This is a genomic window from Paenibacillus sp. V4I7 (assembly GCF_030817275.1).
Lineage (GTDB): Bacteria > Bacillota > Bacilli > Paenibacillales > NBRC-103111 > Paenibacillus_E.
On the sequence record NZ_JAUSZD010000002.1, the window covers coordinates 3,674,399 to 3,698,511 of the forward strand.

The window sequence follows — 24,113 nt, forward strand, 5'->3', positions numbered from 1 at the left end:
TGCGCGTCCATCTTAAATTCAGCAAGAAACGAACCAAAACTTTGAAGCTACGAAAGATACGACGATGCAAGGTGTTTTGGGGAGGTATGTTCCCGCACTAGCCTTTATTGGTTACGACGGCTTTTACCTAGACACGATGGACAATTTCACCAATGCCAAAGGCGAAACTGAAAATGCACATCTACTTCAACCCAAAAACCTTACGCTTATGTCGATAATAATAAGAATTCTTTATCATTTACGCTCGATGATTTTGTTACAGCTTACGAATCCAGTACAATGACCTGGCATTACGGAAGACGTGCCGACGTAGCTGCTGAAGCTGGAAGCATTCCATTACTTCAAGATGCTGCCACGTTTGAAGAGGTTCGTCGGAGCACAATTGTGAACGCCATACAAGGTGACTTAGAATATTTCATCAATCAATACAATGAGAGCGCAAGGCGTATTGGGATCGCATATACGTTTACACTCCCAACAATTAGCCAAGAGGAGTGGGATAACACGTTAAATGATGTAGGGGTTATTGCGTTCGTTCAAGGCCTGCCAATGGGGAGCACGATTTACAACCATTATGCTTTAGGGGGAAGTCGTCTTATCAAACGTGATGTTGTTAAAGGGGCAGTAGATATTGCTAATGGGGTTAAGTATTATTTCCGAAGCACTTGCTCAAGTACCTTTACAAGCGCAGATTATCGCGTAGAGGAAACATTCAGCAACGAAAGAGAAGCAGCGAGTGCCGGTTACAATCCATTACAATGTGTGAATCCTGAGCTTATTACGCACAAACACAATTAAGAAAGTATAGAGTAAATTATATTATTATATAGATTGAATTAATCTATATAATTGATAGAATGGAAATATGGAGGTGTGAAAACAGTGCTTTGTACAATGAAAATTAAGTTACTAACTGATGAAGAACAACATCGAATGCTTACCGAAACAATGACCCGCTTCCACGAGGTTTGTAACTACATAAGCGAAGTCTCTTTTCAACAAGGTACTTATCGAAACAAAATTAAGATCATGAATGTACATTACCAGTCATTACGTGAGAACTACAATTTTCCATCTCAAATGGTCGTAAGAGCAGTAGGTAAGGTCGTACAAAACTACAAAGAAGTCAAAGGAAAACCAAAAGAACCACTCGTCTTTAAAGACAATACATCAGTTGTATACGATTCGCGTACACTCTCATTCAAAGGGCTAAGCAAAGCGTCCATCCGTACCCTAGAAGGAAGAATAGATGTTCCAGTGATAATGCAAGGCTATCATCAAGGGACGATATCGAAAAGAGTGGAAGGGCAATCCGATCTCATTAAGGTTGATAATGAGTTCCACTTATTATACGTCCTTGATTTACCCGAAACGGAGAGTATCTCTCCATTCGATTTTGTAAATATAAAAATCAATTAACTCTAGGAGTGAAAAAACAATGAAAAAAGTATTGCTAACTACTCTTGCTACAATTACAATCGCGGGATTTTCCATGGAAAGTGCTAAAGAACCCGTTAAGGCTGCTGATACTCAAAATGTTTCATTTTCTGATATAGCCGGGCATTGGTCACAAAGCAATGTCATGACAGCAATCCAGAAGGGTTATGTTGATGGCTACCCAGATGGTACGTTCCGTCCGGATGGAACCATCACAAGAGCTGAGTACGCAGCGCTATTGAGTCGTGTTACAAATCTTGAAACAACGACAACACCCAATGCTTTTTCTGATTTAAAAGGTCACTGGAGCCAAACGGAAGTCAACAAACTGGTTGCGCTCGGATTTATTGATCCTACCGATTACCCAAATGGTTTTGAAGCCGATAAGAAGCTTACACGATATGAAATGATGAAATGGATTTCAACTGGCCTAGCCAAATCGGACCCAAGCTTTCAACAAGCATTGTTAGATACAAAGAATACTTTACTTCCAACTCCGGAGACATACAAAGGCGGTATTTCGACTGATCAAATTTCTTATATTGCCCTCGTAAAAGGAACTGGAATTATTGAAGGATTCGAAGATGGTTCTTTCAGGCCGGATAACTCAACAACAAGAGCAGAAGTTACAACAATTTTGCTCCGTTACACTGATGTTGAAGGAAAAAAAGCCGATCAATACAAAGCTTTGAACGAGTTGCGTGAAGTAGGGACAACTGGGACTAACGTTACTTCCCTAACACCTTATTATTACACAAAGAATTTGAGTGGTGACAAACCTACTTTCTCTAACATTTTGAATAAACCGATTACTTTGAAGAACAACTCTGGAAGTGTCAAGGTTCACCATTTAATTATTGTTGATTCTGATGGCGATCAAGGTAGTGGAGTATATGCTCCTATGTTCGTTGATAAGGTACCAAAAGCCTTTCTAGGCAGATATCTTGTGTACTCTGACATATCAATCACATCAAATATGGAGAAAACAGACTTAAACACACTTGGAAATGGTATCACAAGTGCTCTAGTTAGCTTTTATCGGGTAACAGGTACCAAAGTTAGTAGTTACGGTTTGAATACCATTCCAGAGTTAAATGCATGGCAGTATTTGGTTAAGGGTGAAGAAAAGAGAGTATGGGTATCATCCAACATAGAAAAAGATGCAACTAGTTCTGTAGGATATAGTCTTACAGCGGATAATGGAGATAATGTTAGAATCTTTCTAAAAAAGTAATGACTGGAGGAGATGATTCGTGAAATTCTTTAAAATTTCTAACCTACTCGTCTTAACTTCCTTAATTATTAACATGACAGCCATAACAATTGCACCAGTAAACGCTGCTGGGATATATCCACCAAAGACACAGCAATCTGCACCAAAAAAAGTGGAATCAAATCCAGTACTTGCTAAACCAGGTGTTTACTGGTATCAATTGGATGCAGGTGGTTTTAGGGCAGACTACTCAGGTGGTCAAATGGATGTTGGTTGGAATGGGGATTGTAACGTTCCAGTACCTCTGCCCATTCATAAACTTCCCGTGCAGAGTCAAATATTTTACATACTTCCTTGTAGTTCTCATTAATCCATTCAATGTCCTTTTGGAACCCTCCGGAAGAGTATTACCCGCATCATTCGTGATTTGATTTTAATATACTGTCCTGTTAACGTATTGTTGGATGCCGTATTTGCTGGCAGCCTGAACTATCGTTCTCCGTTAGCGCAACAGCTGATTAACCTTAGGTTTATAAGAAGCAACAATAAAGCAAATCAAAACGCTTATAACACCACAGATGATATAGGTATAAGTGTAGTAAGGCGCTGCCTCACCACGTATGAACATCATAGTTGTTATTCCATTCATTGATCCGTCACCGCCTCCAATCACTAATAAATAACCAATTAGATATATCAACAATCGCTCGCTAATGACTGGAATTATACTAACAAATAGTGCGCCAGTGCGTTTATTGGCAAAAACTTTATTCGCATATATTCCAGCTAAGAGATATGGAATAATCAGCAACGGTGTACCAATAAAAGTACCAGATAAGTCCCAATTATAGTCAGCAGGTTCTTTAAAGAAGATCGAATACAATGTATACATTGCATACATCGTAAGAAAATAGCTAGACGTAATAACCATCCAGCCACCAATTATCTTGCTAATCATTTGCATCCCCTTCCAATATTAACCAATATTAATCATAGATATTAGACGAAAATTATAATAAAATGTTGCGCTATTCACCTGTTACTTGAATGAACAAAAAGAGTATCTTCCATGAGGATTTTTTCCACGCTAAACTGCCCTTTAGCTTAATAAAAACAAGGAGCAGCTGCAGCGGCAGAACTGCTTCTTGTTTTGTTCAACTATACTTATCCGTTAGTTGAGCGCAGCTGCGTGAGTCTTATAGTTCATCTTCTCAGTCTACAACACTATTATTTTACAATCTAACACTGTAATTTCTCCAAACGTATTCAATTTAAAAAGTGAAAAACACTAACTAATAGTTAGTGTTTTTCACTTAAGGATCGAAATCTAATGTAACAGAAATCTACAATAATATTAACACTCTATTTAGATTCTTTTATAAAAAATATTTCCTTTAGTATACTATGTACCCTTTGTATATCCTCGTTGCTTCTCTCAAACAGTAAGATCTGAATCTTTTCCAAATCCTCTCTGTCAATATACCTACTTTTCTCCGTCTCAAATAACAGATTAGGATGAATTTCCAAAGCTCTAGATATTTTCTCAATGGTCTCCAAAGTAATATTAACAGAGCCTCTCTCGATTCTTACCAGGTGTGCTTGATCAATTGGAATGGATTCCGCTAATTGTTCCTGAGTGAGTTTTCTTGCTTTTCGATAAAATCTTATTCTTTTACCCACTTGCTGAAAAAGACTGGACATTAAACCACCTCATTAACAGCGTAGGCTTGTCCAGCTAAGTTATGAAGATCAATACACTACATAATACCATTTGATTTTATGTGTTATAATACATAAAATAAATACTAATACTACAAATAGGGAGTTAGGACATGAACACATTATTGAAACAACATGTTATTGAAAATGTCCTTCAATATAAAATGCGTGGTAAAGTCGCATATCTAGGACATGTAGCTGCCTCAGATGCCCTACAGATTACTTATGTTAAGCCATATGACTTACCCTCAGGAAAAGGATATCAAAGACCTGTAGATGCTAAAAGAGCAAATGATTTTGCCCTTTATTTATCAAAAGGAGATAACTCATTATTCACACCAATTCTTCTAAATGCTGAAGCAAAATGGGATTTCGTTCCTTATGATAAATATAGACCTACTTACGGTAGGCTGCTTTGCAAAGATAAAGCCTCTTTAATGGATGGGCAGCATCGTTTGGGAGGAATCAAGAGATATACACAGGAAACCAACTCTGAAATAAATATTCCTTTCCTTGCGTTACACTATTTGGACGAGGATGAGGAAATCCAACTTTTTGATACAATTAATACAAAAGCTAAGGGAATAGGAGTTTCTCTAAGTCGTTATTTGCGAAGACATTCTGACGACCTTAGTTGGGTTGCAACGGAGTTAATCGTAAGAAGTGATAGTCCTTTCTACAATATTGGCACAATAACAGGTAAGAGAAACGCCGGGCGTCATGTAACACTTCAAAATCTATATAGAGTCCTAGAGCTTCTTACTCGAGACATTCATGTATCTAGCCTAACCAAAGAGGAGAAGTTGATGTTAAGTTTATATTACTTTAATGCATTGAAAGAAAATTTTAACCAAGAGTGGATGGATTATCAAGAACATCGCCTCACACACATAGTTTGTTTAAATGCATTAGCTATTGCTGGTTCAGAAATTTTTTCAAAAGTGGTGTCTACGGATAAAAAGCAAATTGATTATACTAGTATTCTTAAATATGTGAAGAGATTAAAAAAATTCGATTGGTCGTCTAATGGTGTTCTAAGATATATCAAAGGTTTAAGTGGTTCAAAGACATTGGCTTCAGATTTAATTGCTCAGATGATGTTATAAAAAGTTTAAATAATAATTTTATTATGATACTGATCTGAAAACAAATAACGCTAGTATAGCTGTGGAATGGATCTGACGTTATTTTTTAATGAATTAATGAATTTATAAGTGCCATTACCTAATATTTTTTTGGTTGTAAGATTAACGCTTCTTGATCATAACGCTGTAGCCATTTTATTACTTAACTTTCAATTCACGCTAAGTTAATCGCTTAGCTATTAGCTCAGTTCTTTTTCATTTGAATCTAGTTCGATTATTTCTAAAAATATTTAAAACTTAGCTAGTCAGCATAAAAACGAGTGCACTTAGGACTTGGGAGGTCCTAGAGTGTCACTCGTTTTTGTTTTAAATGTGTGCCCAATGCCTTTCATTTCAGAAACTCCGAATACTTCCCTAGTCGTTTCATGAGCTCTGCTCGAGCAACATCTCTAATCAAAACAAATTTGTCCTCGTAGCCGCGGCAGATGTATTGGTACCGTAAATTTGAATCGATCATCTCATCTTCAAACACCTTTATATTTCGTTCTTTCAATAACTTCCGCACTGTTTGAAGGTCGTTTGTTATTAGGTTTTGAATGATGTTTGCCGCTTTAACAAAGATCGTTCTCATAGAGTAGGAAGTTCTTTCTATTTCCTGTTTATTCTTTTCAACAATTGAAAGCAACATTGGGAGTAAAACGAAATCCCGTATCGCTTCCAACTCCTCTTTCGTAGGCATTGTAGTATTGTTTTGCGGCTGGTGTCTCTGCTGCAGTGCAGCATTGTGTTCTGGTGACATGAACTTCGTACTCCATCTACCATTTCCATCGAGTAGTTTGCTCAAGCATAATGTCCCCCTATCATAATCGCCCTATCTCTAGCTTGTGCAGTTTCTAACAGTGAAGAAGCTCTAATAATTGCTGCACCGCCAAATCTGTCTTTAATACTATCCTGAGCTTTGGCGAGCCTAAGATTTCTTTCGATATCCTCAAATAGATCGAGCTGATGCGTGCTATCATCTGTCAATTGAGATAGGTCTACAGCTAAATGCGTGAGGGGATCTCCGTTCCAATGTTTCTTGAACAATTCGCGCGCTGCTGAAACAACATGATGCTCTAGGCAAGTCGGCGAAGGTAGTGTCATTTGCCTCGAAAATCCCCTTCTCATCGTCCCGGCGCTAACTGTCACTACACGCCCCATGCTATTGTGCCGTCTGCTTGTTCGGCATACTTCAATCACTAATTCAATCATTAGCGGCTCTATGTCCTCCATTGTCTGGTATTTCGTTGACTGTACCGTTCTGCCTCGAGTAATAGATTGCGGCTTCGCGAAGGCTCTTGCAACGACTGGGCTGGGATCAATTCCGCGCGCTGTTTGCCAATAATATTCTGCTTTGATATCGCTTTGTCGTCCCATCCTAATCCGCATGCGCCGTTTGAATTCTCCAAGCTCTAGCCGCGCTATATCACCAATAGTATTCAATCCCATTCTTACAAAGTGAGCAGTCATCCGAGACCCAACCATGTACATTTGTGAGACAGGTAACGGCCATAATATGGACTCGACCTGATTTACTGGCAATTCGAAAATGCCACTTTCGCTCTTCTTCGCGAAATTGTCTGTGGCCATTTTGGCAAGCACTTTGTTTGAAGAGATACCCGCACGAATCCAAACGCCTGTAGAAAGCATAACTTTTGTTTGCATCTGGCGTGCAATTTCTTCTGGTGATCCGAAAAGCGACGTTGAACCTGTCACGTCAATAAATTGCTCGTCAATGCTCCAAGGTTCAACCAAGTCGGTAAAGGTTTCATAAATCTCTGTGATGAGTGTAGAGACATCAATGTAAGTCTTCATTCTTGGTCGGACTATAGTAAGATCTGGGCAAACAGCAAGAGCTTCAAAATTTCGCATCGCAGTTGATACGCCATAAGATTTCGCAATGGGACAAGCAGCTAATACAATACCGCTCTTACGGGCAGGGTCACCAACCGCTATGGGTTTATTGCAAAGCTCTGGGTGTGCCGCTTTTTCCACACTGGCATAAAAACTCTGACAGTCCACAAGCATAACAGCTCGTTCTGATTTCATAGTCACACCACCAAAATGTTTATACATCAAAATTGCATACCGCAATTATGTACATGAGTCTTTACTAAAAAAATCCTTGTTACATAAGGGATTTTATTAAATTGTTCTATTCTGTACATGAATTTTTGGTAGTCTTGTTGCTATCTTCGCTAGTATTTTATTAGAACTAATCCCTATACGAACCTTTACCCCCGTTTGACTGAACACCTTTAGCTGAATGGTTTTCGCAATCGTGATCGGATCTCCGAACATAGACAAACTCGCTGTAACATCAAGAAACTGCTCATCTATACTGAAAATTTCAACAAGATCGGTAAACTCTTCGTAAATCTTGGTAATCTGCAGCGAAACATCGATATAATGCTGCATGTGCGGACGCATCACGATCAGCTCAGGACACTTCTTAAGCGCTTCGCCTAACCGTTCGGCTGTGGATACGCCGTATTTCTTAGCAACGGGGCAGGCGGCTAGAATGATACCCGAACGTAGAGCAGGGTCTCCTGCAACAGCAACCGGTTTATCCTCTAAGCCCGGGTGACCCGCTTTCTCCACACTGGCATAGAAGCTCTGACAATCTGCTAGGAAGATCGTTCGTTCCCGGCCTTTGCTTCCTTTGCTCACCGCAATCCCCCCCGCATATTCATGAGCGTAGTCATAAGCTCAGCCTTGACCAAGCTGCGAAGCATCGTGAAATGATGAATGTAGCCTCGGACTTTGTACTCTACGTTAATGCCTAAGGCATTCATTTCGGTATGGATAACTCTAATATCTCGCTTCTTCATCTGGCTCTTAATACTTTGTAATTCCGGATAAATAGCCATCTCAACTTCTCTGAGATAAAAAAGAATATGATTGTACACGATTTTATCCTTATAAACCTTGAGCTCCTCCATGTCCCTTGCTAGCATATCGAGTAAAATGGGCAGCAGCGTGTATTCCTTAACAATTTGAACATCCTCTTCTGTCTCAATTCTTGAACTTGAACTAACTTTCATATTTCCACCACCATATGCGAACATATATTCGTGTTACTTATTATATACCGAACACGTATTCGTTATGCAAGTGAATTTTTCTGGAAGCAAAAAAAAGCCACTTAACGGGCATCTTTAACCCTGCAAGTGGCGCATTTTGTTTAGTCTATCGAAACATGGACCAGAGTTTGATCAAGTGAAAGGCGTTAGATGGATCAATCTTTTGTGCAAGGATAAACTCCAAAATTTGGGTCGTTTGGCTTCCGCTTAGCTTCTCACCGAGAATGCCGGCGGCAAGTCCTATTAAGCGCGTAACCTTGGTATGATTTTGTAAATCAGCCTTCGTAACACCCTGCAGCAGCATTTTAATGCGTTCCTTGATCTCTGGATTTTTCATCTTGAACTTTACGCGCTCAACGAGCGCAGGATCGATGCCATAATGGTGATAGCTCATGTTCGCACCTCCGATAACCTGTCATGCTCCTAGCTTATGAGTAAATGCATGCAAACTTGACTAGGACTCCTGTATAAAAAAGAAAACAGCTGCCGCTGCCGGCAACTGTCTCCTATTTTTTGCTATTGCTACATATAAATCGCGACCATGATGACACATAGGCTATTTAGCGCAACAAGCAGCGGCATGCCAATGACGAATGAGGTATGTTTCGTCTTATGGCGCCAAACCCGCATACCGAGCCACCCGCCAATCCCGCCACCGAGAGCAGCCAGTATAAAAAGACGTTTTTCAGGCACTCTACGCCCGCCTTTTTTGGCTTGTCCCTTGTCATGTCCCATTTCTATGAACGTAATGATATTCATCAGCAGTAAATAACAGAGAAAATAAGTCAAGTTCCATACACCTTCGTTTCCAAAAAAATAGTAAACTATCTACTATCATCTTAAAATCGAATGCGAGCACGGTCAAATGTTAATTTATTTCGTTCTTTAGAGTAGCTCCAACTCCACAACCGTAGCTCTTTGATCCGGCAGCGGATAGCTGGAGTGCTCAGGTCTAGCGAAACTAATGAACGCATCGTCCGGATACTGGGCGGCATTCCAAGGACGGCTTAGGAAGAGCTCGGAACCGTCAGATAGCAGCCTTGCTTTCTTCACCTTACCGGCCAACCCGTTTAAGTTAATAGGACCTACGCTTTCCTCAAACAAGTGGGCATACAGCAGATTGCCCTTTTGCGTATACCTGCCCCACTCCGGTTTCGGTAAGTAGGCTTGCCCGCAGCCGTAAATGCTGTCCCCATTTTTCTGAACCCAATCGCCGATCTCGGCCAAAATGTCCAGCGACTCCTTCGGAATCTCGCCGAGCGCATTCGGACCCACATTCAACAGCAGATTCCCATTTTTGCTGACGCACTCTATCAGCTTCCGGATAAGGGTAGTTGAGGATTTATATTGGAAATCTTGGGCTGCGTACCCCCAATTATTATTCAGCGTGATACAAGCTTCCCATGGAAGCGAATTGCCCTCGTCATCCGTCACGCCTTGCGGCGGAATGATCTGTTCCGGTGAAGCAAAGTCACCCGAATAGCTGAGCGGATTTTTAGTGAAAATAGTTCCGCCTTCTTCGCCGCTTGCGTCTAATCGGTTGTCTACGATGATATGTGGCTGCAGAGATCGAATCATCGCCATCAGCTCGGTTGCTTTCCATGTCTCCCCCTTCATGCGATCATAAGAGAAGTCGAACCACATCACATCCAGTTTGCCATAGTTCGTCAGCAGCTCCCTTACTTGTCCATGCATATACTGAAGGTATCGATCAAACGTCTCCGGATTTCTTGTGTAGTTCTCATTATCCCGCATCGGATGAATGCGATCCCCATAAGCCGGATAGTCCTCATGATGCCAATCGATTAACGAATAATAGAGTCCCACCTTTAAGCCTTCCGCCCGAAACGCTTCAATAAATTCGCGAACCAAATCTCGCCCGGCCCGTGTATTCGTTGACTTATACTCAGTGAGAGCGCTGTCAAATAAACAAAACCCGTCATGATGCTTGGCCGTCAATACCGCATATTTCATACCCGCTTGCTTCGCAGCACGCGCCCACGCCTTAGGATCATAACGGACAGGATCGAATTCATCATAATACGTTTGATAGTCCTCTACCGAAATACGCTCGACGCTGCGCACCCATTCTCCTCTGGCTGGAATGGCATACAGTCCCCAATGAATAAACATACCGAATCGATCCTGCAGAAACCACTGCGTACGCTCTGTTCGTTCTTGAATAATCGGATGATTGCTTGACATCAGCTACACACCTTTCGAATTTAATGCGTGTGTAAAAAGTCCACTTTCAGAACCGAGAAGGTTGGACGAAGTCCGGGGAAGGAGGAACGGGGCGTAGTGATTTGCTACGTGAGTACCGGACCTCCCCGTTTCGTTCAAGATTCGATGCCGAGATGCTTCCATGAATGACTTCGTTATCAAAGTGGGCTTTTTAAACAACCTCTTAAAACTTCACAACTTTAGTCTATCAAGCCTGTGCTATAATAAACAGGTACGAAACTAACCTCAATCAGGATATAATTAACATTCTCAGGTGAACATGATGATGAATACGCAGCAAATTACATTCCTATCGGACCTTCTGCAGAACCTACAGATTCACATTTTAGAAGCGCATCTTACGCAGTGCACAGCTTCGTGGAAGGAGCTTAATTTTACACCAGAGCATAATAAGCTGTATTGGATTCTGGAAGGCGAAGGCTGGGTTAAGGTTGACCATCAGGAGCTTAATCCTTTACCCGGTCAGCTATGTCTGCTTCCTGCCCACACGCTCCATTCTTACTCCACGATCAGCGATCGCCCTTATTTAAAATATTGGTGCCATTTCACGGCACATATCGGTTCTTTTGACCTCTTTCAATGGCTGGATATTCCTTTGTTTATCCAAATTTGCAACGTAGAGCAGATGACGGCATGGTTTAAAGAGCTTGCCGCCTTGCATCATGAACCGTCACTAACTTCGCGTTTACGAGAAAAAGCAATCCTGCTGCAAATCATATCCAGCTACTTGGAAGCGGTTCCTGTACATGTACTGCAAAAGCGTACCGATGAAATGGACCGACTCGGCCAATTACGGCAATTTATTGAGCAGAATCTTCATAAGAGCATCACTGTGGAACAAATGGCCAAGTCCGTTCACCTGCACCCCAATTACTTGATCAAATATTTTAAAAAGCACTTTGGCATGCCCCCCGCCAAATACATGCAGCGCAAGCGCATCGACAAGGCCAAATTTCTGCTCACGACCACGTCGCTCAGTATGAGAGAAATTGCCGAGCAGACCGGTTATGAGGATACGAACCATTTCGCGAAAAGCTTCCGCAAAGACACCGGCTTTCCGCCTACGGAATATCGGATGAATGTACGGGGTAAAGGATAAAATAGTAAAAAAACGCTAGGATCAGCGACTGACAGTTGTCATCAGTCCATCCTAGCGTTTTTTTTAGTTATAAGGCTGATTAGTCCAACACTTCACTGTCAAAAATCTGCGCACGCTGCAAGTAAGCTCTGAGCGGTATGAATGAAGCTCCCGTCCAGAAGGACGAGTCACCGACAAGCTCAGCCGCATCATCGCGCGCTTGCTCCATGACTTCAAAGTCCGCCATCATGTCGGCGATCCGGAACTCCGGCAGCCCGCTCTGCTTCGTGCCGAAGAAGTCCCCCGGCCCGCGCAGCTCTAGATCGCGCCGGGCAATCTCGAAGCCGTCGGTCGTTTCGGTCATCGCCTTCATGCGCTCCTTGCCGACCTCGGTCTTCGGGTCGGCGATGAGCACACAGAAGGACTGGTGCTCACCGCGGCCCACCCGCCCGCGCAGCTGATGCAGCTGCGACAGGCCGAAACGATCGGCGTCGTAGATCACCATCAGCGTGGCGTTCGGAACGTCCACGCCAACTTCGATCACCGTGGTCGACACGAGCGCCTCCACGGTGCCTTCCTTGAATGCGCGCATGATCGCTTCCTTCTCCTGCGCGCTCATTCGCCCGTGCAGCAGGCCGATCCGCATGTGCGGAAAATGCTGCTGCAGCTGTATGTGGACATCGATGGCATTCTGCACGTCCAGCTTGTCCGACTCTTCGATGAGCGGACAAATGATATACGCCTGCCGCCCTGCGGCGACCTCACGCTGGATGAAGCCGAGCACTCGCTCCAGCATCGCATGCTGAACCGCATACGTCTTGATCGGCTTACGTCCCTTCGGCAGCTCACGCAGCGTTGAAACGTCCATGTCGCCGAAGGCCGTAATCGCCAGAGTACGCGGAATTGGCGTCGCCGTCATCGTCAGCACGTCGGGGTTCATGCCCTTGCGCCGCAGGATGCTGCGCTGGTTCACCCCGAAGCGGTGCTGCTCGTCCGTCACGACAAGCCCCAGCTGGCGGAAGTAGACGTCCTCTTGAATGAGGGCATGCGTGCCGACCAGCACATCGATCATGCCCATCTGCAAGGAGGCCAGCAGATCCCGCCGCTGGCGGTCGGTTGAGCTACCTGTCAGCAGCGCAATCTGCAGCCCGTAGGGCTCGAACAGGCTGTCCAGCGAGCGCTTGTGCTGCTCAGCCAGAATCTCCGTCGGCACCATCAGCGCGCCTTGGTAGCCGGCCTTCACCGTCGCGTAGAGGCCTATGGCCGCGACGATCGTCTTCCCCGCACCGACATCGCCTTGCAGCAGTCGGTTCATGGCGTACGGCTCCTGCATATCGTGCAGGAGCTCGCCTACGACCTTCTTCTGCGACTCCGTCAGCTGGAAGGGGAGCGCGCGCACGAAGGCGCGGACAGCAGGCAAGTCCACCTGCTGTTTCAACCCGTCCGCGCGGCTGCGCGTCACGGCGCGGTAAGCTTGCAGCTTGAGCTGGAATAGGAACAGCTCCTCATACACCATGCGCCTGCGCGCCTGCTTGCCTTCCTCCACACCGCTCGGCGTGTGGATGACCGCCAGCGCCTTGCTGCGCGGCATAAACCCATACCGGCCGATAATGCCAGCCGGCAGCACTTCACTGATCATCGCGCTGTACTGCGTCAGCGCCTGCTGAATGACCTTACGCATCCACTTCTGCGTAACAGTGCCTACAACCGAATATACCGGCTGTATGGTGCCGGTATTGGAATCGCCTTGTCCGGGAAACTCCGAATCGGACACGCTCATTTGCCTGCGCTTGCCGTCCCATTTGCCGGTGAGTATAATCTCCTGCTGCGGCCGCAAGCGGTCCTTCAAGAAGTGGCGGTTAAACCACACCGCCGTCAGCAGGAACTCATCGACCATCACCTTGCAGGATAGTCGGGATTTGCCGCTGTAGCGCTGCAGCACCGGCTCTCCGATGATATAACCCTTCACGGTGACGCGGTCGCCGTCCTTCACACTCGCTAAATCACGTACCGTGTAATCCTCATACCGGAATGGCACATATTCCAGTAAATCCATAACCGTAAAAATGCCCATGGAGTTGAGCTCAAGTGCCTTCTGAGCGCCCACTCCATGGACTTCGCGTACTTCGAATTGATTCAAATCCATAACTTACACCGTACTAACGAACGCTGCGATGGTGCCTGGTCCAGCGTGTGCGCCAATAACAGGCCCCAGTGTAATGTAGTCAACATGCTCCACAACAAATTGCTGCATGATGGCCGCGCGCAGCTGCTCCGCACCTTCCAAATTGTTTGCATGAGCAATGTGTAAACTACGGATTGTCTTACCCGATACATCCGTCGCCAACAGCTCTAGGATTCGCGCAACCGCTTTTTTGTGGCCGCGAACCTTATCAATCGCAGCTACTTCGCCCGATCGATCCAGAGAAAGAATGGGCTTAATATTTAGCAAAGAACCAAAAAGAGCGGATGCTTTGCCGATTCTTCCACCTTTTTGCAGAAATTCTAGCGTATCTACGAGGAAGTATATGTAAAAGTTCTCTCTCAGCGTTCGTACTAGCTCTAAAATCTCATCGACACTTTGCCCCGCCTTAGCTGCTCGGGCAGCAGCTACAGCAAGAGCGCCAATCCCATAAGAAGCCGAACAGGAATCAAACACATGTACCTTGCCTGGCGAGTCCTCCAGCATCGTGGAAGCTAGCAGCGCCGACTGATACGTTCCGCTCAGCACAGATGCCAAATGAATCGAGATAACCTCCGTATCGGGCTCTTCAAGCAGTCTCTGATACAAGTCCAGAAACTCTGCAGGAGACGGCTGTGACGTTCGGGGAAAGTGAGGTGACGAGGTTAGCTTCGGATAAAATTCCTCAGACTGCAACGTCACCGTATCTAAATATTCTTCATCTCCAAAATGAATCTTGAGAGGCACCATCTCGATGTTAAGTTCTTGTCTGAGTGCCAAAGGTATGTCGGCCGTGCTGTCCGTTACGATACGAATGTTTGTCAACAGGGCTCACTCCATTTCACGAATTTATCCACGGCTAATGGTATTCTTTTACTCAACGGAAAACAGGTACGCATACAAAGGCTGTCCGCCAGGATGAAGCTCAATTTCTATTTCGGGATAAGCCGCTTGAATGAACGCCTCCAGCTCCTCCGTCTCTGCATCGACGGCATCTTCTCCGGTGAGGATAGTGACAATTTCGCTGCTTTCTTCAATCATTTCCTCCAGCAGCTTCTTACAAGCATCCAGGAGACTCGGCTGAGAAGATACAATGCGCCCATCTTGAATGCCAATAAAATGGCCCTGTTTAATGTCAATACCGTCCATGTTCGTATCGCGCACAGCGTAAGTAACTTGGCCCGATTTTACACGTCGAAGCGACTCACTCATGGCTTCCGTATTTGTTTTGGCATCCGCCTTCTCTTGGAACGCCAGAATGGCTGCAAGACCTTGCGGAATCGATTTAGATGGGATCACAATCAGCGTTTTATTGTCTACCAGTTCAATAGCTTGCTGCGCAGCCAAAATAATGTTGGAGTTGTTGGGCAGCACATAAATGGTGTCTGCATCAATACTGTTAACCGCATTCACAATATCCTCGGTGCTTGGGTTCATCGTCTGTCCACCGGAGAGAACGACATCGACGCCTACACTAGACAAAATATCGGTAATGCCATCACCTAGAGCAACCGCTACGAAACCATACGGCTTGCTTGGCGGTACAGCTGCGGCCGTAGTAGAAACAGGAGCTTCGTACCCTTCGGTCATATCTTCCAATATATGTGAATGCTGATCGCGCATATTTTCAATTTTGATACGGCTCAGAGCACCGTAATTCATCGCTTGGTTCATTACTTCCCCCGGGTATTCGGCGTGAATATGAACCTTCACCAACTCGTCATCGGCTACAACCAGCAGCGAATCCCCCAACTTGCTCAATTGATCACGGAACGTGCCTTCATCGAAAACTTGTCCTTTGACCTTACCTGGAGCAATCGTCAGCATAAATTCCGTGCAGTATCCAAATTCGATGTCTTCCGTGGCCAAATGTGCCTGCGCGGGAAGATGTGCGTGCACTTCCTTCGCTAAGTTCATACCGGGAACGAGTGAAACAGCACCAAGTGTTGTATCCATCGTAGCATAGTCATCGTTCACTTGAACCAGACCGCCGCTTAACGCCGCTACAAAGCCTTCATAGACACATACAAGCCCTTGTCCGCCTGCATCTACCACACCGACCTGTTTGAGCACAGCAAGCTGCTCAGGCGTTCTAGCGAGGGCTTCCTTAGCTTTGCCCAGAACCTCCTGCATGAGATCAAGCAGGTCGCTTCCACGTCTATATTGTGCGGCATGCTTAGCTGCTTCTTTTGATACCGTCAAAATGGTTCCTTCCACCGGCTTCACAACAGCTTTGTAAGCTGTCTCTACGCCTTGCTGCAGAGCGCCGGCGAATTGCTGTACATTTACATGCTCAAGATCATGCACATGCTTCGCGAATCCGCGAAACAGCTGTGACAAAATAACCCCTGAGTTGCCTCTTGCGCCCATCAATAACCCTTTGGACAACGCATCAGCTGCTTTCCCAATATGGGAGGATGGCTTCTTTTTAAGTTCCTCACAACCCGCAGTGAGTGTCAAATTCATGTTGGTGCCGGTATCTCCGTCGGGTACAGGAAAAACGTTCAATCCATTAACCTTATCTACATTTCTGCGAAGGTTATCCGCACCCGCCAAGACCATGGCAGTGAAGTCATTTCCATTTATTGAAATAAAGCGCTTACTCAAAGTGATTCCCCTTCCTGGTTATCGGGCTTTTACTTGGCTACACGAACGCCCTGAACAAAAATGTTCACATCGTCCACATGAAGCCCTACAACGTCATTCAAAATATATTTGACTTTCGTTTGGACATTACCTGCGACTACGGATATTTTCGTTCCGTAGCTGACAATAATATAAAGATCAATTTCGAGTCGCCCGTTTTCATGGCGGACTTCGACGCCGCGGCTTAAATTGTCCCGGCCTAGCAATTCAGCTATCCCGTCTTTCAGTTGCTTTCTCGTCGCCATGCCAACAAGTCCATAACAATCTAACGCAGCGGATCCCGCCAGTGTTGAAATCACTTCATTGGTAATATACACTTTTCCGTACTCGGTTGTGAGTTCAATTGGCATTATCTAACAACTCCTTCAAGTTTCGCTTTAGCAAGACTACCTTTGTAAGTATTCCCTTTCCTGCTTTGGCTTTAGCTAATTCGACTTCATAAGTCAATTACTATGTACTTGGAATGTGGGCTAATCTTCATTGTACTATAACATACTGAATAAATAAACGGCAAAAGTGCAGGTATTTCGTTGACTAGGCTCCTTTTGCTATGCTATTATATTTAAGTGTGTTTTTGCTGGTTATTATTATGAATCGCAACAAACCAAACAATGTCTAAAATTATGGAAAGCTGTCATGTCAAGCTTAGGCTTGCCACCCAGGCTGCTTTGTATACTGCCCAAGGAGGTGTCAAACATGTCCCGCAAATGTTTCATTACAGGTAAAAGTCCTTCTTCAGGAAATCACGTGTCCCACGCTAACAATAAAAACAAGCGTACTTGGGGAGTTAACGTTCAAAAGGTTCGCATCCTCGTTGATGGCAAACCAAAACGGGTTTACGTAAGTACTCGTGCGTTGAAATCCGGAAAAGTGGCTCGCGTTTAATTGTAGCTGCGCATACTTACACTTTCTTATGTGAAAGACAAAAAGCACCTTATCGGTGCTTTTTTTGCATTTCTGGGGGAAATGGAGTAAGTAAGTGTTGGCCTAGTTTTTACTAAACGTATTAAGTACGGCTTTCACGAATCCACCCAAAAATCTTGGTAGCTTAATTGTGTAGAACTTCATTCTCTACCCCTCCTTAGAGTTTTCGTCAGAAAACTGACTTCATGAGCATTCGCTTAGAGTTTTCGTGAGATAAACCTCTACCGAGGTCTTACGAAGATGAGCGACCGCGCTTAGAGGAAGGCAGAGAACTGACTTCGTGAGCACAGACTTCAAGTTTTCAGAAGAAACTTATGTCGTAAGCATATGCTTCACAAGTTGCATGACTGCTCCTTAGCATCGTTACAACAGTATATGCCCGGACCGTAAAAAAGTGCCTTCTATTTTTACTTTCTCCCACAATTCGCTCGCTTCCAGAAAACAAAAAAAGCTACAAGAGCGCTTCACTCTTGTAACTATATGTATGCGGCTAGGGTGCAGTTATGCCCAGCTGCGTGTAAAGCGCATAAATTAAACTGAAAATAAAATAGAAGAGAACAGAAATAACGACGAACCAAATGCGAAACCCAACTTGCTCAAACTTCCGAAAGAATCGCATCCCTAAATAAAGGGCGCCAAGTGAGAATACATACTTCGAGATACCGTGTATATTTGAAAAGCAAGTCAACAGGACTGCGCAAAGCAGACTGTACATCAATAACCAGAGAAATCTCATCGTCCTTCGCTCCCCCTCTACCCGCGTATTCGCTCGATAGCCTCGGTGCGATTGGACTGCCCGAACACAGCATTGCCGGCAACCAATACATCGGCTCCAGCTTCCACCACCTGGCGAGCCGTCACCTCATTAATACCGCCGTCTACTTCAATATGAAGCCCGTTCAGTCCCTTAGCATTCGCTTGCTCACGCAGCGCGCGAATTTTACTCAGCATACCAGGGATGAAAGCCTGTCCGCCGAATCCAGGATTGACCGTCATAATAAGCACAAGATCCAGCTGTTCATCGAGTACATGTTCAATTAGAGAAATCGGGGTTGCAGGATTCAGCACAACCCCCGCTTTAATGCCGCTTTGCTTAATAAGATGAAGGGTCCGATGCAGATGCGTACAAGCCTCCACATGGACGGATATCAAATCGGCACCCGCTTTGACAAAATCAGGTATATAGCGATCTGGCTGCTTAATCATCAAATGAACATCAAGCGGCAGCTTGGTCACTGGCCGTATCGCTTCAACAACAAGTGGACCAATTGTGATATTCGGTACGAAATGGCCGTCCATGACATCCACATGGATCCAGTCGGCTCCGCCAAGCTCCGCTTCCTTAATTTCTTCCCCAAGCTTAGCGAAGTTGGCTGATAAAATAGAAGGTGCTACATATACCATCCGTCCTAATACCTCCTCTTCCGATCCTTGATTTCAGTTAAAAACAACAAGTAATGATCAAAACGAGAGGCTGCAATCGCTCCCTCGGCTACAGCATCACGAACCTTGCAATCCGGCTCATGCAGGTGCAAACAGCCTCTGAACCTGCAGCCCTCCGCTATCGCGGCAAACTCCTTAAAGCAGCCGCTAAGACCCTCTGCTTCGACTTCCATAAAGTCTAACTGGCTGAAGCCCGGCGTATCGGCTACAAGGCCGCCATTCGTGAGTGGCAGCAGCTCAACATGACGTGTTGTATGCTTTCCTCTGCCTAATCTCTGAGAAATGGCATTCGTCTCTAGATTAAGACCACTAATCATTGCGTTAAGCAGGGAAGACTTACCCACACCGGATTGTCCAGCAAAAACACTGACCGCTCCGTCCAAATGATGCAGAATCGCTTCCACGCCTTCTTGCAGCTTAGAACTCGTCTTCACTACCGTATAGCCGATTCCTTCATAGAGCTTCGTAATCCGCTCCAGCTCGGCAACCGTCATTTCTTTGGGAACGGAAGACTCATCATCTTCGGTCAATAAATCACTCTTGGTGAAACATAACAAAACATCAATGCCTGTATTTTCAATATGGACCAGAAATTTATCTAACAGCTGCAAATTGAGAACAGGCTCTGTCACCGAAAAGACCAGCACAACCACGTTTACATTGGCGATTGGAGGTCGTATGAGCTCCGAAGTGCGGGGAAGGATTTCCGTAACGGTTCCTTCCCCATTCTCCGTTTCCGCATACATAACACGATCTCCTACAAGGGGGGTTATGTTCCTATTTTTGAAAACGCCTCTTCCTCGGCAAGTAACCGTCTTGGCTTCACGGAGATCCGCCTCCTCAGGCAACACATAATAATAGCCGCTCAGCGCTTTTACGATGTATCCTTGTGGCATTAAGGTGTGCCTCCAGCAGGTGGTTTAGAGGCAGTGCCGCCAACCGGAATAGCCGGTCCATTGCTTTGCTGTTTAGGTGAAGGCGATGGTGACGCGGAAGGACTAGGTGATATTGTCTTTCCATTTTTTTGATCCAAGTAGTCTTGATATGTGCGAGTAATGGAGTTGACCAAGTTATCTCCTTCTTTAATCAAGATGACAGCTCTCTTATCTGGAGAAACAATGACTTTGACATCCATATTCTGAGGCTTCGATACTTTTTCTGTTTTATATTCGAAGTTCTCATACTGGGCATCGCTTACGACAATTTTGAACTCGGAATCTTTGCCCTCCGTCGTCGGCTTCACAGGTATGCTGACGGTTAGTTGTCCAGCGTCCTCAGGCAATCCGTCACTAATAATCAAAGAGATCTCAGAACCAACGGATACATCCTGATTTTTGTCAAAAGGAAACTGCTTAACAACCCTTCCTTTGGCCACTTTGTAGCTTTTCTCACGCGTGATGCCATTCACAGGAAGCTTGAGATTTAACTTTGTGATCTGAGCCTTGGCTTCAGCTTCCGTCATTCCCACGAGATCCGGCATTTTGAACGTTTCTTTGGCTTTGCTGACGGTAAATGCAATTGCCGCTTTGTCAAGCTCAAACTCTTCGCCAACCAGAGGGAATTGTTTCAAAATTATATCTGGCGCATCATCAGTCGTCTCTTGTGTAATCGTAATCTGATTATCCTTGATGCCGAGGGCTTGCAGCTTCAGCTTAACATCCTTAAGTGGTTGCCCCGCATAATTGTCCATCTTGATTTTGGGCGTACCCTTACTAACATACAGCGTCACTTTGGTGCCCACATTCATTCTCATCCCCGTAGGATCTTGGCGAATGACAATGTCTTTATCCAGCTTGCTGTCCAAATCATATTCAACCGTGGAGCCCAATCTTACCGCCGTCAATTCAGCTTGAGCTTGAATCAACGGTTTGCCTGCTACATTGGGAACCTCGACGGTTTCAATGGCGAACATTCCTTTCACATACCCAACCATGTACCACATAGCGCCGAGCACCATTAACAAAACGACAATCCAAATGAGTGGCTTAATCCAGCCCTTCCCTTTTGAAGGGGTCGGCTCTTGCCGACGGGCAGGCTTCTCAGGCTCATCATCATCATCATCATCGAACTGTCCGAGTTGGTCGGCACGAATCGCAGGCATCACTAAGGTACGCTCTGCGTCCATCCCATCCGCATCCCAGAAAACCACCTTCGCTTCATTCCGGCGATCCGGATTCAAACAGGTATCGAGGTCTGCCATCATTAGCTTTGCAGACTGGTAGCGTTCTTCAGGCTTTTTGCGCATGGCTCTCAAAATAATGTTTTCCACGCTTTGCGGAATAAGAGGGTTCACATTACGCGGATCTTCCACATCTTCCTGCAAATGCTTCAAAGCCACAGAAATCGGGCTCTCACCGAGAAAAGGCAGCCTAGCTGTCAGCATTTGATACATCACGATACCTAGGGAATACAAATCGGATTTCTCCCCTGTATTCGTCCCTTTGGCATGTTCCGGTGAGAAATAGTGCACAGAACCGACAACGGATCCGGTTTGCGTTATGGTGGAAGAAGTGGCTGCCCGTGCGATACCGAAATCCGTCACTTTGACGCGGCCGTTTTTACCGATCAAAATATTGTGCGGTTTGATATCCCGATGAATGATTTCATTGTGGTGGGCGTGATCGAGGGCATCTGCAATTTGACTCGCGTAGTGAACCGCATCTTCGACCTGCAGCGGTGCTCTCTCTTTGATTACATCATTCAAGGTCGTGCCTTCTATGTATTCCATCACAATATAATGCACGTCTTCTTCTTGTCCGACGTCATAAATACTGACGATATTAGGATGAGAAAGTGAAGCGGCTGCCTGAGCTTCTCTACGGAAGCGACGAATGAACTCTTCATCGTGCACATACTGCTGGCGCAGTACTTTCACAGCCACTTTACGATTTAATAATAAATCATGCCCTTTGTAGACTAAAGCCATGCCGCCTCCGCCAATGCGATCTAATATTTCATAGCGGCCTCCAAGCTTTCTACCGATCAATTCCCATCACCCCTTTTTTCGTCCGAATCATGATCGTGCGCAAGTAAAACGACCGTTACATTATCGTCTCCACCTTCATCAAGCGCGCTTTGAATCAACTGTTCCGCCGCATCTTCTATCCGTTCATGTGATTTGACAATTCGTAAAATGTCGCCGGAATCCACCAAACCGCTCAAACCATCCGTACAGATCAGAATGATATCACCCGGACGCCACGCGTACTCATAGAGATCCACCTCTACGCCCGGCTCTGTGCCGAGTGCACGTGTAATCCAGTTACGCCTAGGGTGATGATCGGCCTCTTCGATGGTAATCTGCCCGTTCTTCACAAGCTCATACACCAAAGAATGATCTTCCGTTAGTTGTGTGATCGATTCATCGGTGATCTTGTAAGCACGACTATCACCGATATGTCCAATAATAAGAAGCTCTTGCGAAGCAATAATGGCAACGACCGTCGTGCCCATACCATGATAACTTTCTTGCCCGGAGGCGAATTCATAAATTTTCTCATTCGCCTTTTCAATGGCTTCCTTCAGCACTTGCTTACAAGCTTCCACAGACATTCCCCAATGGATCGATTGCAGCTGATCTGCAATCATTTCGATGGCCATTTGGCTGGCGATATCACCAGCTTGATGTCCCCCCATGCCATCAGCCACAATAGCTAAAGATAGGCCATTGAGGTCATGATGGATGGCAGCTCGGTCCTCATTCACTAAACGGACTTTGCCAATATCGGTACGGCTTACCATCTTCATCCGGATTTCACCTCATTACTTGTTCTCCATATGCTTCGCGCGCAGTTGTCCGCAGGCAGCAGCAATGTCACTACCTTGTTCACGACGTATGGTGGCATTAATTTTGCCCTTCTCAAGAATACGTTGGAAGGTGAAAATATCATCCCTAGGCGTACGTTTGAAATCCCGTTCGGCCACGAAATTCACAGGAATCAGATTCACGTGGCTAAGCGGCATATCCTTCAGCACTTGCGCTAGTTCCTCTGCATGTTCAGGCTGGTCATTCACTTCCCCCATAAGGGCATATTCAAACGTAATTCGTCTGCCGGTTTTGGCAATGTAATACTTGCAAGCTTCGATTAGGTCAACGAAAGGAAATCTCCGATTGACCGGCATCAGCTTAGACCGAAGCTTATCGTTCGGTGCATGAATCGAAATCGCCAAATTCACTTGCAAATTCTCATCAGCGAACTTATAAATGTTCGGCACAATCCCACTCGTCGATACCGTGATATGACGCTGTCCAATGTTCAGACCTTTCGGGTGAATCATCACACGAAGGAAATTCATTGTCGCTTCATAATTTTCAAAAGGCTCGCCAATACCCATAATGACGATGGAAGAGATTCGTTCCTCTGTCTCATCCAGCAATTTCTGGGCTTTAACAACCTGAGCCACAATCTCACCCGGTCTCAAATCCCGCTTCAAACCGCCCAAGGTAGATGCACAAAACGTACACCCTACTCGGCACCCTACCTGCGTTGTTACGCAAATACTGTTGCCGTAGTTGTGCTTCATGACAACTGTTTCAATGGCATTCTTGTCTTCCAATTCAAATAAAAACTTGACCGTACCATCCTGCGACTGATACTTGGCAATCTCTGTCAACGTAACGAACTCAAACTGATCCTTCAGTTTGTCCCGCAGCGTCTTCGGCAAGTTCGACATCTCATCGAAGCTGAATACCCGCTTTATATACAGCCAGTCAAAAATTTGCCCAGCACGAAACGAGGACTCGCCGTTCTCTTTCACCCAGCTCTGCCACTCATCCCAATTTAAATCATACACAAATGGTTTCACATTCTCACTGACTTTACTAGTCACAATTATCACAACCTGTTGTTATTTCGTCTATTTTTTTGCTAATCGTATGTTATTTTATCACAAAGCGGGAACGAACACACGTCCCCGTGGTTAGCAGCTGCGGACGATAGGCATTTGCCTGGCCGAGTAACCGTCAAAATCAACTCGGATCACCCGATCATTACCTGCAAAAAGTACAGCTAAATCAAAA

At 45.1% G+C, this 24,113-nt stretch carries 26 protein-coding genes and 1 pseudogene; 7 read left to right on the forward strand and 20 right to left on the reverse strand.

The features are described from left to right. The first annotated feature begins 279 nt into the window (after window positions 1-279). The 4 genes from QFZ80_RS18140 (at window position 280) to QFZ80_RS18155 (ending at window position 3,020) form a co-directional block, all read left to right on the forward strand. Window positions 280-798: a hypothetical protein gene (locus QFZ80_RS18140; RefSeq protein WP_307560358.1), complete on the forward strand. Its 519-nt coding sequence runs from the start codon at window positions 280-282 to the stop codon at window positions 796-798. 75 nt (window positions 799-873) lie between these two features. Next, on the forward strand, window positions 874-1,419 hold the full coding sequence (locus QFZ80_RS18145) for a hypothetical protein (RefSeq protein ID WP_307560360.1): 546 nt from the start codon (window positions 874-876) through the stop codon (window positions 1,417-1,419). Window positions 1,420-1,438: 19 nt separating this feature from the next. Continuing rightward, on the forward strand, window positions 1,439-2,671 hold the full coding sequence (locus QFZ80_RS18150; protein ID WP_307560362.1) for an S-layer homology domain-containing protein: 1,233 nt from the start codon (window positions 1,439-1,441) through the stop codon (window positions 2,669-2,671). Window positions 2,672-2,690: 19 nt separating this feature from the next. Further along, window positions 2,691-3,020, forward strand: coding sequence for a hypothetical protein (locus QFZ80_RS18155; RefSeq protein WP_307560363.1), 330 nt, complete (start codon window positions 2,691-2,693; stop codon window positions 3,018-3,020). A gap of 132 nt (window positions 3,021-3,152) precedes the next feature. Here the strand turns inward: QFZ80_RS18155 and QFZ80_RS18160 are convergent, their stop codons facing one another. Both QFZ80_RS18160 and QFZ80_RS18165 read right to left on the reverse strand, forming a co-directional pair. Next, window positions 3,153-3,608, reverse strand: a complete 456-nt coding sequence (locus QFZ80_RS18160; protein WP_307560365.1) for a hypothetical protein — start codon at window positions 3,606-3,608, stop codon at window positions 3,153-3,155. Window positions 3,609-4,012: 404 nt separating this feature from the next. Then, entirely contained in the window at window positions 4,013-4,351 is a 339-nt protein-coding gene (locus QFZ80_RS18165) for a helix-turn-helix domain-containing protein (protein ID WP_307560368.1), read from the reverse strand. Window positions 4,352-4,482: 131 nt separating this feature from the next. On the opposite strand from QFZ80_RS18165, the gene QFZ80_RS18170 reads away from it, so the two are divergent. Then, entirely contained in the window at window positions 4,483-5,475 is a 993-nt protein-coding gene (locus QFZ80_RS18170; protein ID WP_307560370.1) for a DGQHR domain-containing protein, read from the forward strand. Between the two features lie 367 nt (window positions 5,476-5,842). On the opposite strand, the gene QFZ80_RS18175 is transcribed toward QFZ80_RS18170, so the two are convergent. The 7 genes and pseudogenes from QFZ80_RS18175 to QFZ80_RS18205 all read right to left on the reverse strand — a co-directional run bounded on the left by QFZ80_RS18175 (window position 5,843) and on the right by QFZ80_RS18205 (window position 10,781). Beyond that, a complete protein-coding gene (locus tag QFZ80_RS18175) occupies window positions 5,843-6,298 on the reverse strand; it encodes a YhjD family protein (RefSeq protein WP_307560372.1) in 456 nt (151 codons plus the stop codon). Further along, window positions 6,295-7,542 (reverse strand): DNA polymerase IV, encoded by a 1,248-nt coding sequence (locus QFZ80_RS18180; protein ID WP_307560374.1) that lies wholly within the window; start codon window positions 7,540-7,542, stop codon window positions 6,295-6,297. The genes QFZ80_RS18175 and QFZ80_RS18180 overlap by 4 nt, the downstream gene beginning before the upstream one ends. A 135-nt stretch (window positions 7,543-7,677) precedes the next feature. Then, window positions 7,678-8,163: pseudogene (locus QFZ80_RS18185) on the reverse strand (Y-family DNA polymerase); the annotation flags it as partial. After that, the gene (locus QFZ80_RS18190) at window positions 8,160-8,537 is read right to left on the reverse strand and encodes a YhjD family protein (RefSeq protein ID WP_307544989.1); all 378 of its coding nucleotides are present in this window, start codon (window positions 8,535-8,537) and stop codon (window positions 8,160-8,162) included. The gene QFZ80_RS18190 and the pseudogene QFZ80_RS18185, both read right to left, overlap by 4 nt. A gap of 145 nt (window positions 8,538-8,682) precedes the next feature. Next, entirely contained in the window at window positions 8,683-8,970 is a 288-nt protein-coding gene (locus QFZ80_RS18195; protein ID WP_307544987.1) for a stage VI sporulation protein F, read from the reverse strand. A 128-nt stretch (window positions 8,971-9,098) separates the two neighbouring features. Beyond that, entirely contained in the window at window positions 9,099-9,365 is a 267-nt protein-coding gene (locus tag QFZ80_RS18200; RefSeq protein WP_307544985.1) for a DUF1294 domain-containing protein, read from the reverse strand. 96 nt (window positions 9,366-9,461) lie between these two features. Then, the gene (locus QFZ80_RS18205) at window positions 9,462-10,781 is read right to left on the reverse strand and encodes an alpha-L-fucosidase (RefSeq protein WP_307544983.1); all 1,320 of its coding nucleotides are present in this window, start codon (window positions 10,779-10,781) and stop codon (window positions 9,462-9,464) included. Window positions 10,782-11,079: 298 nt separating this feature from the next. Between QFZ80_RS18205 and QFZ80_RS18210 the strand changes: the two genes are divergently transcribed. Next, window positions 11,080-11,919 (forward strand): AraC family transcriptional regulator, encoded by an 840-nt coding sequence (locus QFZ80_RS18210; RefSeq protein WP_307544981.1) that lies wholly within the window; start codon window positions 11,080-11,082, stop codon window positions 11,917-11,919. A 79-nt stretch (window positions 11,920-11,998) separates the two neighbouring features. Here the strand turns inward: QFZ80_RS18210 and recG are convergent, their stop codons facing one another. Genes recG through QFZ80_RS18230 form a run of 4 tightly spaced genes read right to left on the reverse strand, consistent with a single transcriptional unit; the run spans window position 11,999 to window position 17,076 of the window. After that, on the reverse strand, window positions 11,999-14,044 hold the full coding sequence (gene recG, locus QFZ80_RS18215; RefSeq protein ID WP_307544979.1) for an ATP-dependent DNA helicase RecG: 2,046 nt from the start codon (window positions 14,042-14,044) through the stop codon (window positions 11,999-12,001). 3 nt (window positions 14,045-14,047) lie between these two features. After that, window positions 14,048-14,905: a DegV family protein gene (locus QFZ80_RS18220; RefSeq protein ID WP_307544977.1), complete on the reverse strand. Its 858-nt coding sequence runs from the start codon at window positions 14,903-14,905 to the stop codon at window positions 14,048-14,050. A 48-nt stretch (window positions 14,906-14,953) separates the two neighbouring features. Further along, entirely contained in the window at window positions 14,954-16,687 is a 1,734-nt protein-coding gene (locus tag QFZ80_RS18225; protein WP_307544976.1) for a DAK2 domain-containing protein, read from the reverse strand. 29 nt (window positions 16,688-16,716) lie between these two features. Further along, window positions 16,717-17,076, reverse strand: coding sequence for an Asp23/Gls24 family envelope stress response protein (locus tag QFZ80_RS18230; protein WP_057303556.1), 360 nt, complete (start codon window positions 17,074-17,076; stop codon window positions 16,717-16,719). A 346-nt stretch (window positions 17,077-17,422) separates the two neighbouring features. Between QFZ80_RS18230 and rpmB the strand changes: the two genes are divergently transcribed. Further along, a complete protein-coding gene (rpmB, locus tag QFZ80_RS18235; protein ID WP_029197753.1) occupies window positions 17,423-17,611 on the forward strand; it encodes a 50S ribosomal protein L28 in 189 nt (62 codons plus the stop codon). 102 nt (window positions 17,612-17,713) lie between these two features. Here rpmB and spoVM read toward each other — a convergent pair whose 3' ends face one another. The 7 genes from spoVM to rlmN all read right to left on the reverse strand — a co-directional run bounded on the left by spoVM (window position 17,714) and on the right by rlmN (window position 23,899). Then, window positions 17,714-17,794 (reverse strand): stage V sporulation protein SpoVM, encoded by an 81-nt coding sequence (spoVM, locus tag QFZ80_RS18240; RefSeq protein WP_036634233.1) that lies wholly within the window; start codon window positions 17,792-17,794, stop codon window positions 17,714-17,716. 346 nt (window positions 17,795-18,140) lie between these two features. Continuing rightward, the gene (locus tag QFZ80_RS18245; RefSeq protein WP_307544974.1) at window positions 18,141-18,386 is read right to left on the reverse strand and encodes a hypothetical protein; all 246 of its coding nucleotides are present in this window, start codon (window positions 18,384-18,386) and stop codon (window positions 18,141-18,143) included. A gap of 17 nt (window positions 18,387-18,403) precedes the next feature. Further along, a complete protein-coding gene (rpe, locus tag QFZ80_RS18250) occupies window positions 18,404-19,054 on the reverse strand; it encodes a ribulose-phosphate 3-epimerase (protein WP_307544972.1) in 651 nt (216 codons plus the stop codon). A gap of 5 nt (window positions 19,055-19,059) precedes the next feature. Next, complete coding sequence (gene rsgA / locus QFZ80_RS18255; RefSeq protein WP_307544970.1) at window positions 19,060-19,989, reverse strand: ribosome small subunit-dependent GTPase A; 930 nt, start codon at window positions 19,987-19,989, stop codon at window positions 19,060-19,062. Then, window positions 19,989-22,079, reverse strand: coding sequence for a Stk1 family PASTA domain-containing Ser/Thr kinase (gene pknB, locus QFZ80_RS18260; RefSeq protein ID WP_307560377.1), 2,091 nt, complete (start codon window positions 22,077-22,079; stop codon window positions 19,989-19,991). The genes rsgA and pknB overlap by 1 nt, the downstream gene beginning before the upstream one ends. Next, window positions 22,076-22,840: a Stp1/IreP family PP2C-type Ser/Thr phosphatase gene (locus tag QFZ80_RS18265; protein ID WP_307544965.1), complete on the reverse strand. Its 765-nt coding sequence runs from the start codon at window positions 22,838-22,840 to the stop codon at window positions 22,076-22,078. The genes pknB and QFZ80_RS18265 overlap by 4 nt, the downstream gene beginning before the upstream one ends. A 15-nt stretch (window positions 22,841-22,855) precedes the next feature. Then, window positions 22,856-23,899, reverse strand: a complete 1,044-nt coding sequence (gene rlmN / locus QFZ80_RS18270; RefSeq protein WP_198146217.1) for a dual-specificity RNA methyltransferase RlmN — start codon at window positions 23,897-23,899, stop codon at window positions 22,856-22,858. Between the last annotated feature and the right edge of the window lie 214 nt (window positions 23,900-24,113).

Excerpts from the sequence above, each read along its gene's own strand:
- QFZ80_RS18140 (WP_307560358.1), top strand. The coding sequence starts at position 280 with ATGACCTGGCATTACGGAAGACGTGCCGACGTAGCTGCTGAAGCTGGA.
- QFZ80_RS18150 (WP_307560362.1), top strand. The coding sequence starts at position 1,439 with ATGAAAAAAGTATTGCTAACTACTCTTGCTACAATTACAATCGCGGGA.
- QFZ80_RS18160 (WP_307560365.1), bottom strand. The coding sequence starts at position 3,608 with ATGATTAGCAAGATAATTGGTGGCTGGATGGTTATTACGTCTAGCTAT.
- QFZ80_RS18165 (WP_307560368.1), bottom strand. The coding sequence starts at position 4,351 with ATGTCCAGTCTTTTTCAGCAAGTGGGTAAAAGAATAAGATTTTATCGA.
- QFZ80_RS18170 (WP_307560370.1), top strand. The coding sequence starts at position 4,483 with ATGAACACATTATTGAAACAACATGTTATTGAAAATGTCCTTCAATAT.
- QFZ80_RS18180 (WP_307560374.1), bottom strand. The coding sequence starts at position 7,542 with ATGAAATCAGAACGAGCTGTTATGCTTGTGGACTGTCAGAGTTTTTAT.
- QFZ80_RS18190 (WP_307544989.1), bottom strand. The coding sequence starts at position 8,537 with ATGAAAGTTAGTTCAAGTTCAAGAATTGAGACAGAAGAGGATGTTCAA.
- QFZ80_RS18195 (WP_307544987.1), bottom strand. The coding sequence starts at position 8,970 with ATGAGCTATCACCATTATGGCATCGATCCTGCGCTCGTTGAGCGCGTA.
- QFZ80_RS18205 (WP_307544983.1), bottom strand. The coding sequence starts at position 10,781 with ATGTCAAGCAATCATCCGATTATTCAAGAACGAACAGAGCGTACGCAG.
- QFZ80_RS18210 (WP_307544981.1), top strand. The coding sequence starts at position 11,080 with ATGATGATGAATACGCAGCAAATTACATTCCTATCGGACCTTCTGCAG.
- recG (WP_307544979.1), bottom strand. The coding sequence starts at position 14,044 with ATGGATTTGAATCAATTCGAAGTACGCGAAGTCCATGGAGTGGGCGCT.
- QFZ80_RS18230 (WP_057303556.1), bottom strand. The coding sequence starts at position 17,076 with ATGCCAATTGAACTCACAACCGAGTACGGAAAAGTGTATATTACCAAT.
- rpmB (WP_029197753.1), top strand. The coding sequence starts at position 17,423 with ATGTCCCGCAAATGTTTCATTACAGGTAAAAGTCCTTCTTCAGGAAAT.
- spoVM (WP_036634233.1), bottom strand. The coding sequence starts at position 17,794 with ATGAAGTTCTACACAATTAAGCTACCAAGATTTTTGGGTGGATTCGTG.
- QFZ80_RS18245 (WP_307544974.1), bottom strand. The coding sequence starts at position 18,386 with ATGAGATTTCTCTGGTTATTGATGTACAGTCTGCTTTGCGCAGTCCTG.
- rpe (WP_307544972.1), bottom strand. The coding sequence starts at position 19,054 with ATGGTATATGTAGCACCTTCTATTTTATCAGCCAACTTCGCTAAGCTT.
- rsgA (WP_307544970.1), bottom strand. The coding sequence starts at position 19,989 with ATGCCACAAGGATACATCGTAAAAGCGCTGAGCGGCTATTATTATGTG.
- QFZ80_RS18265 (WP_307544965.1), bottom strand. The coding sequence starts at position 22,840 with ATGAAGATGGTAAGCCGTACCGATATTGGCAAAGTCCGTTTAGTGAAT.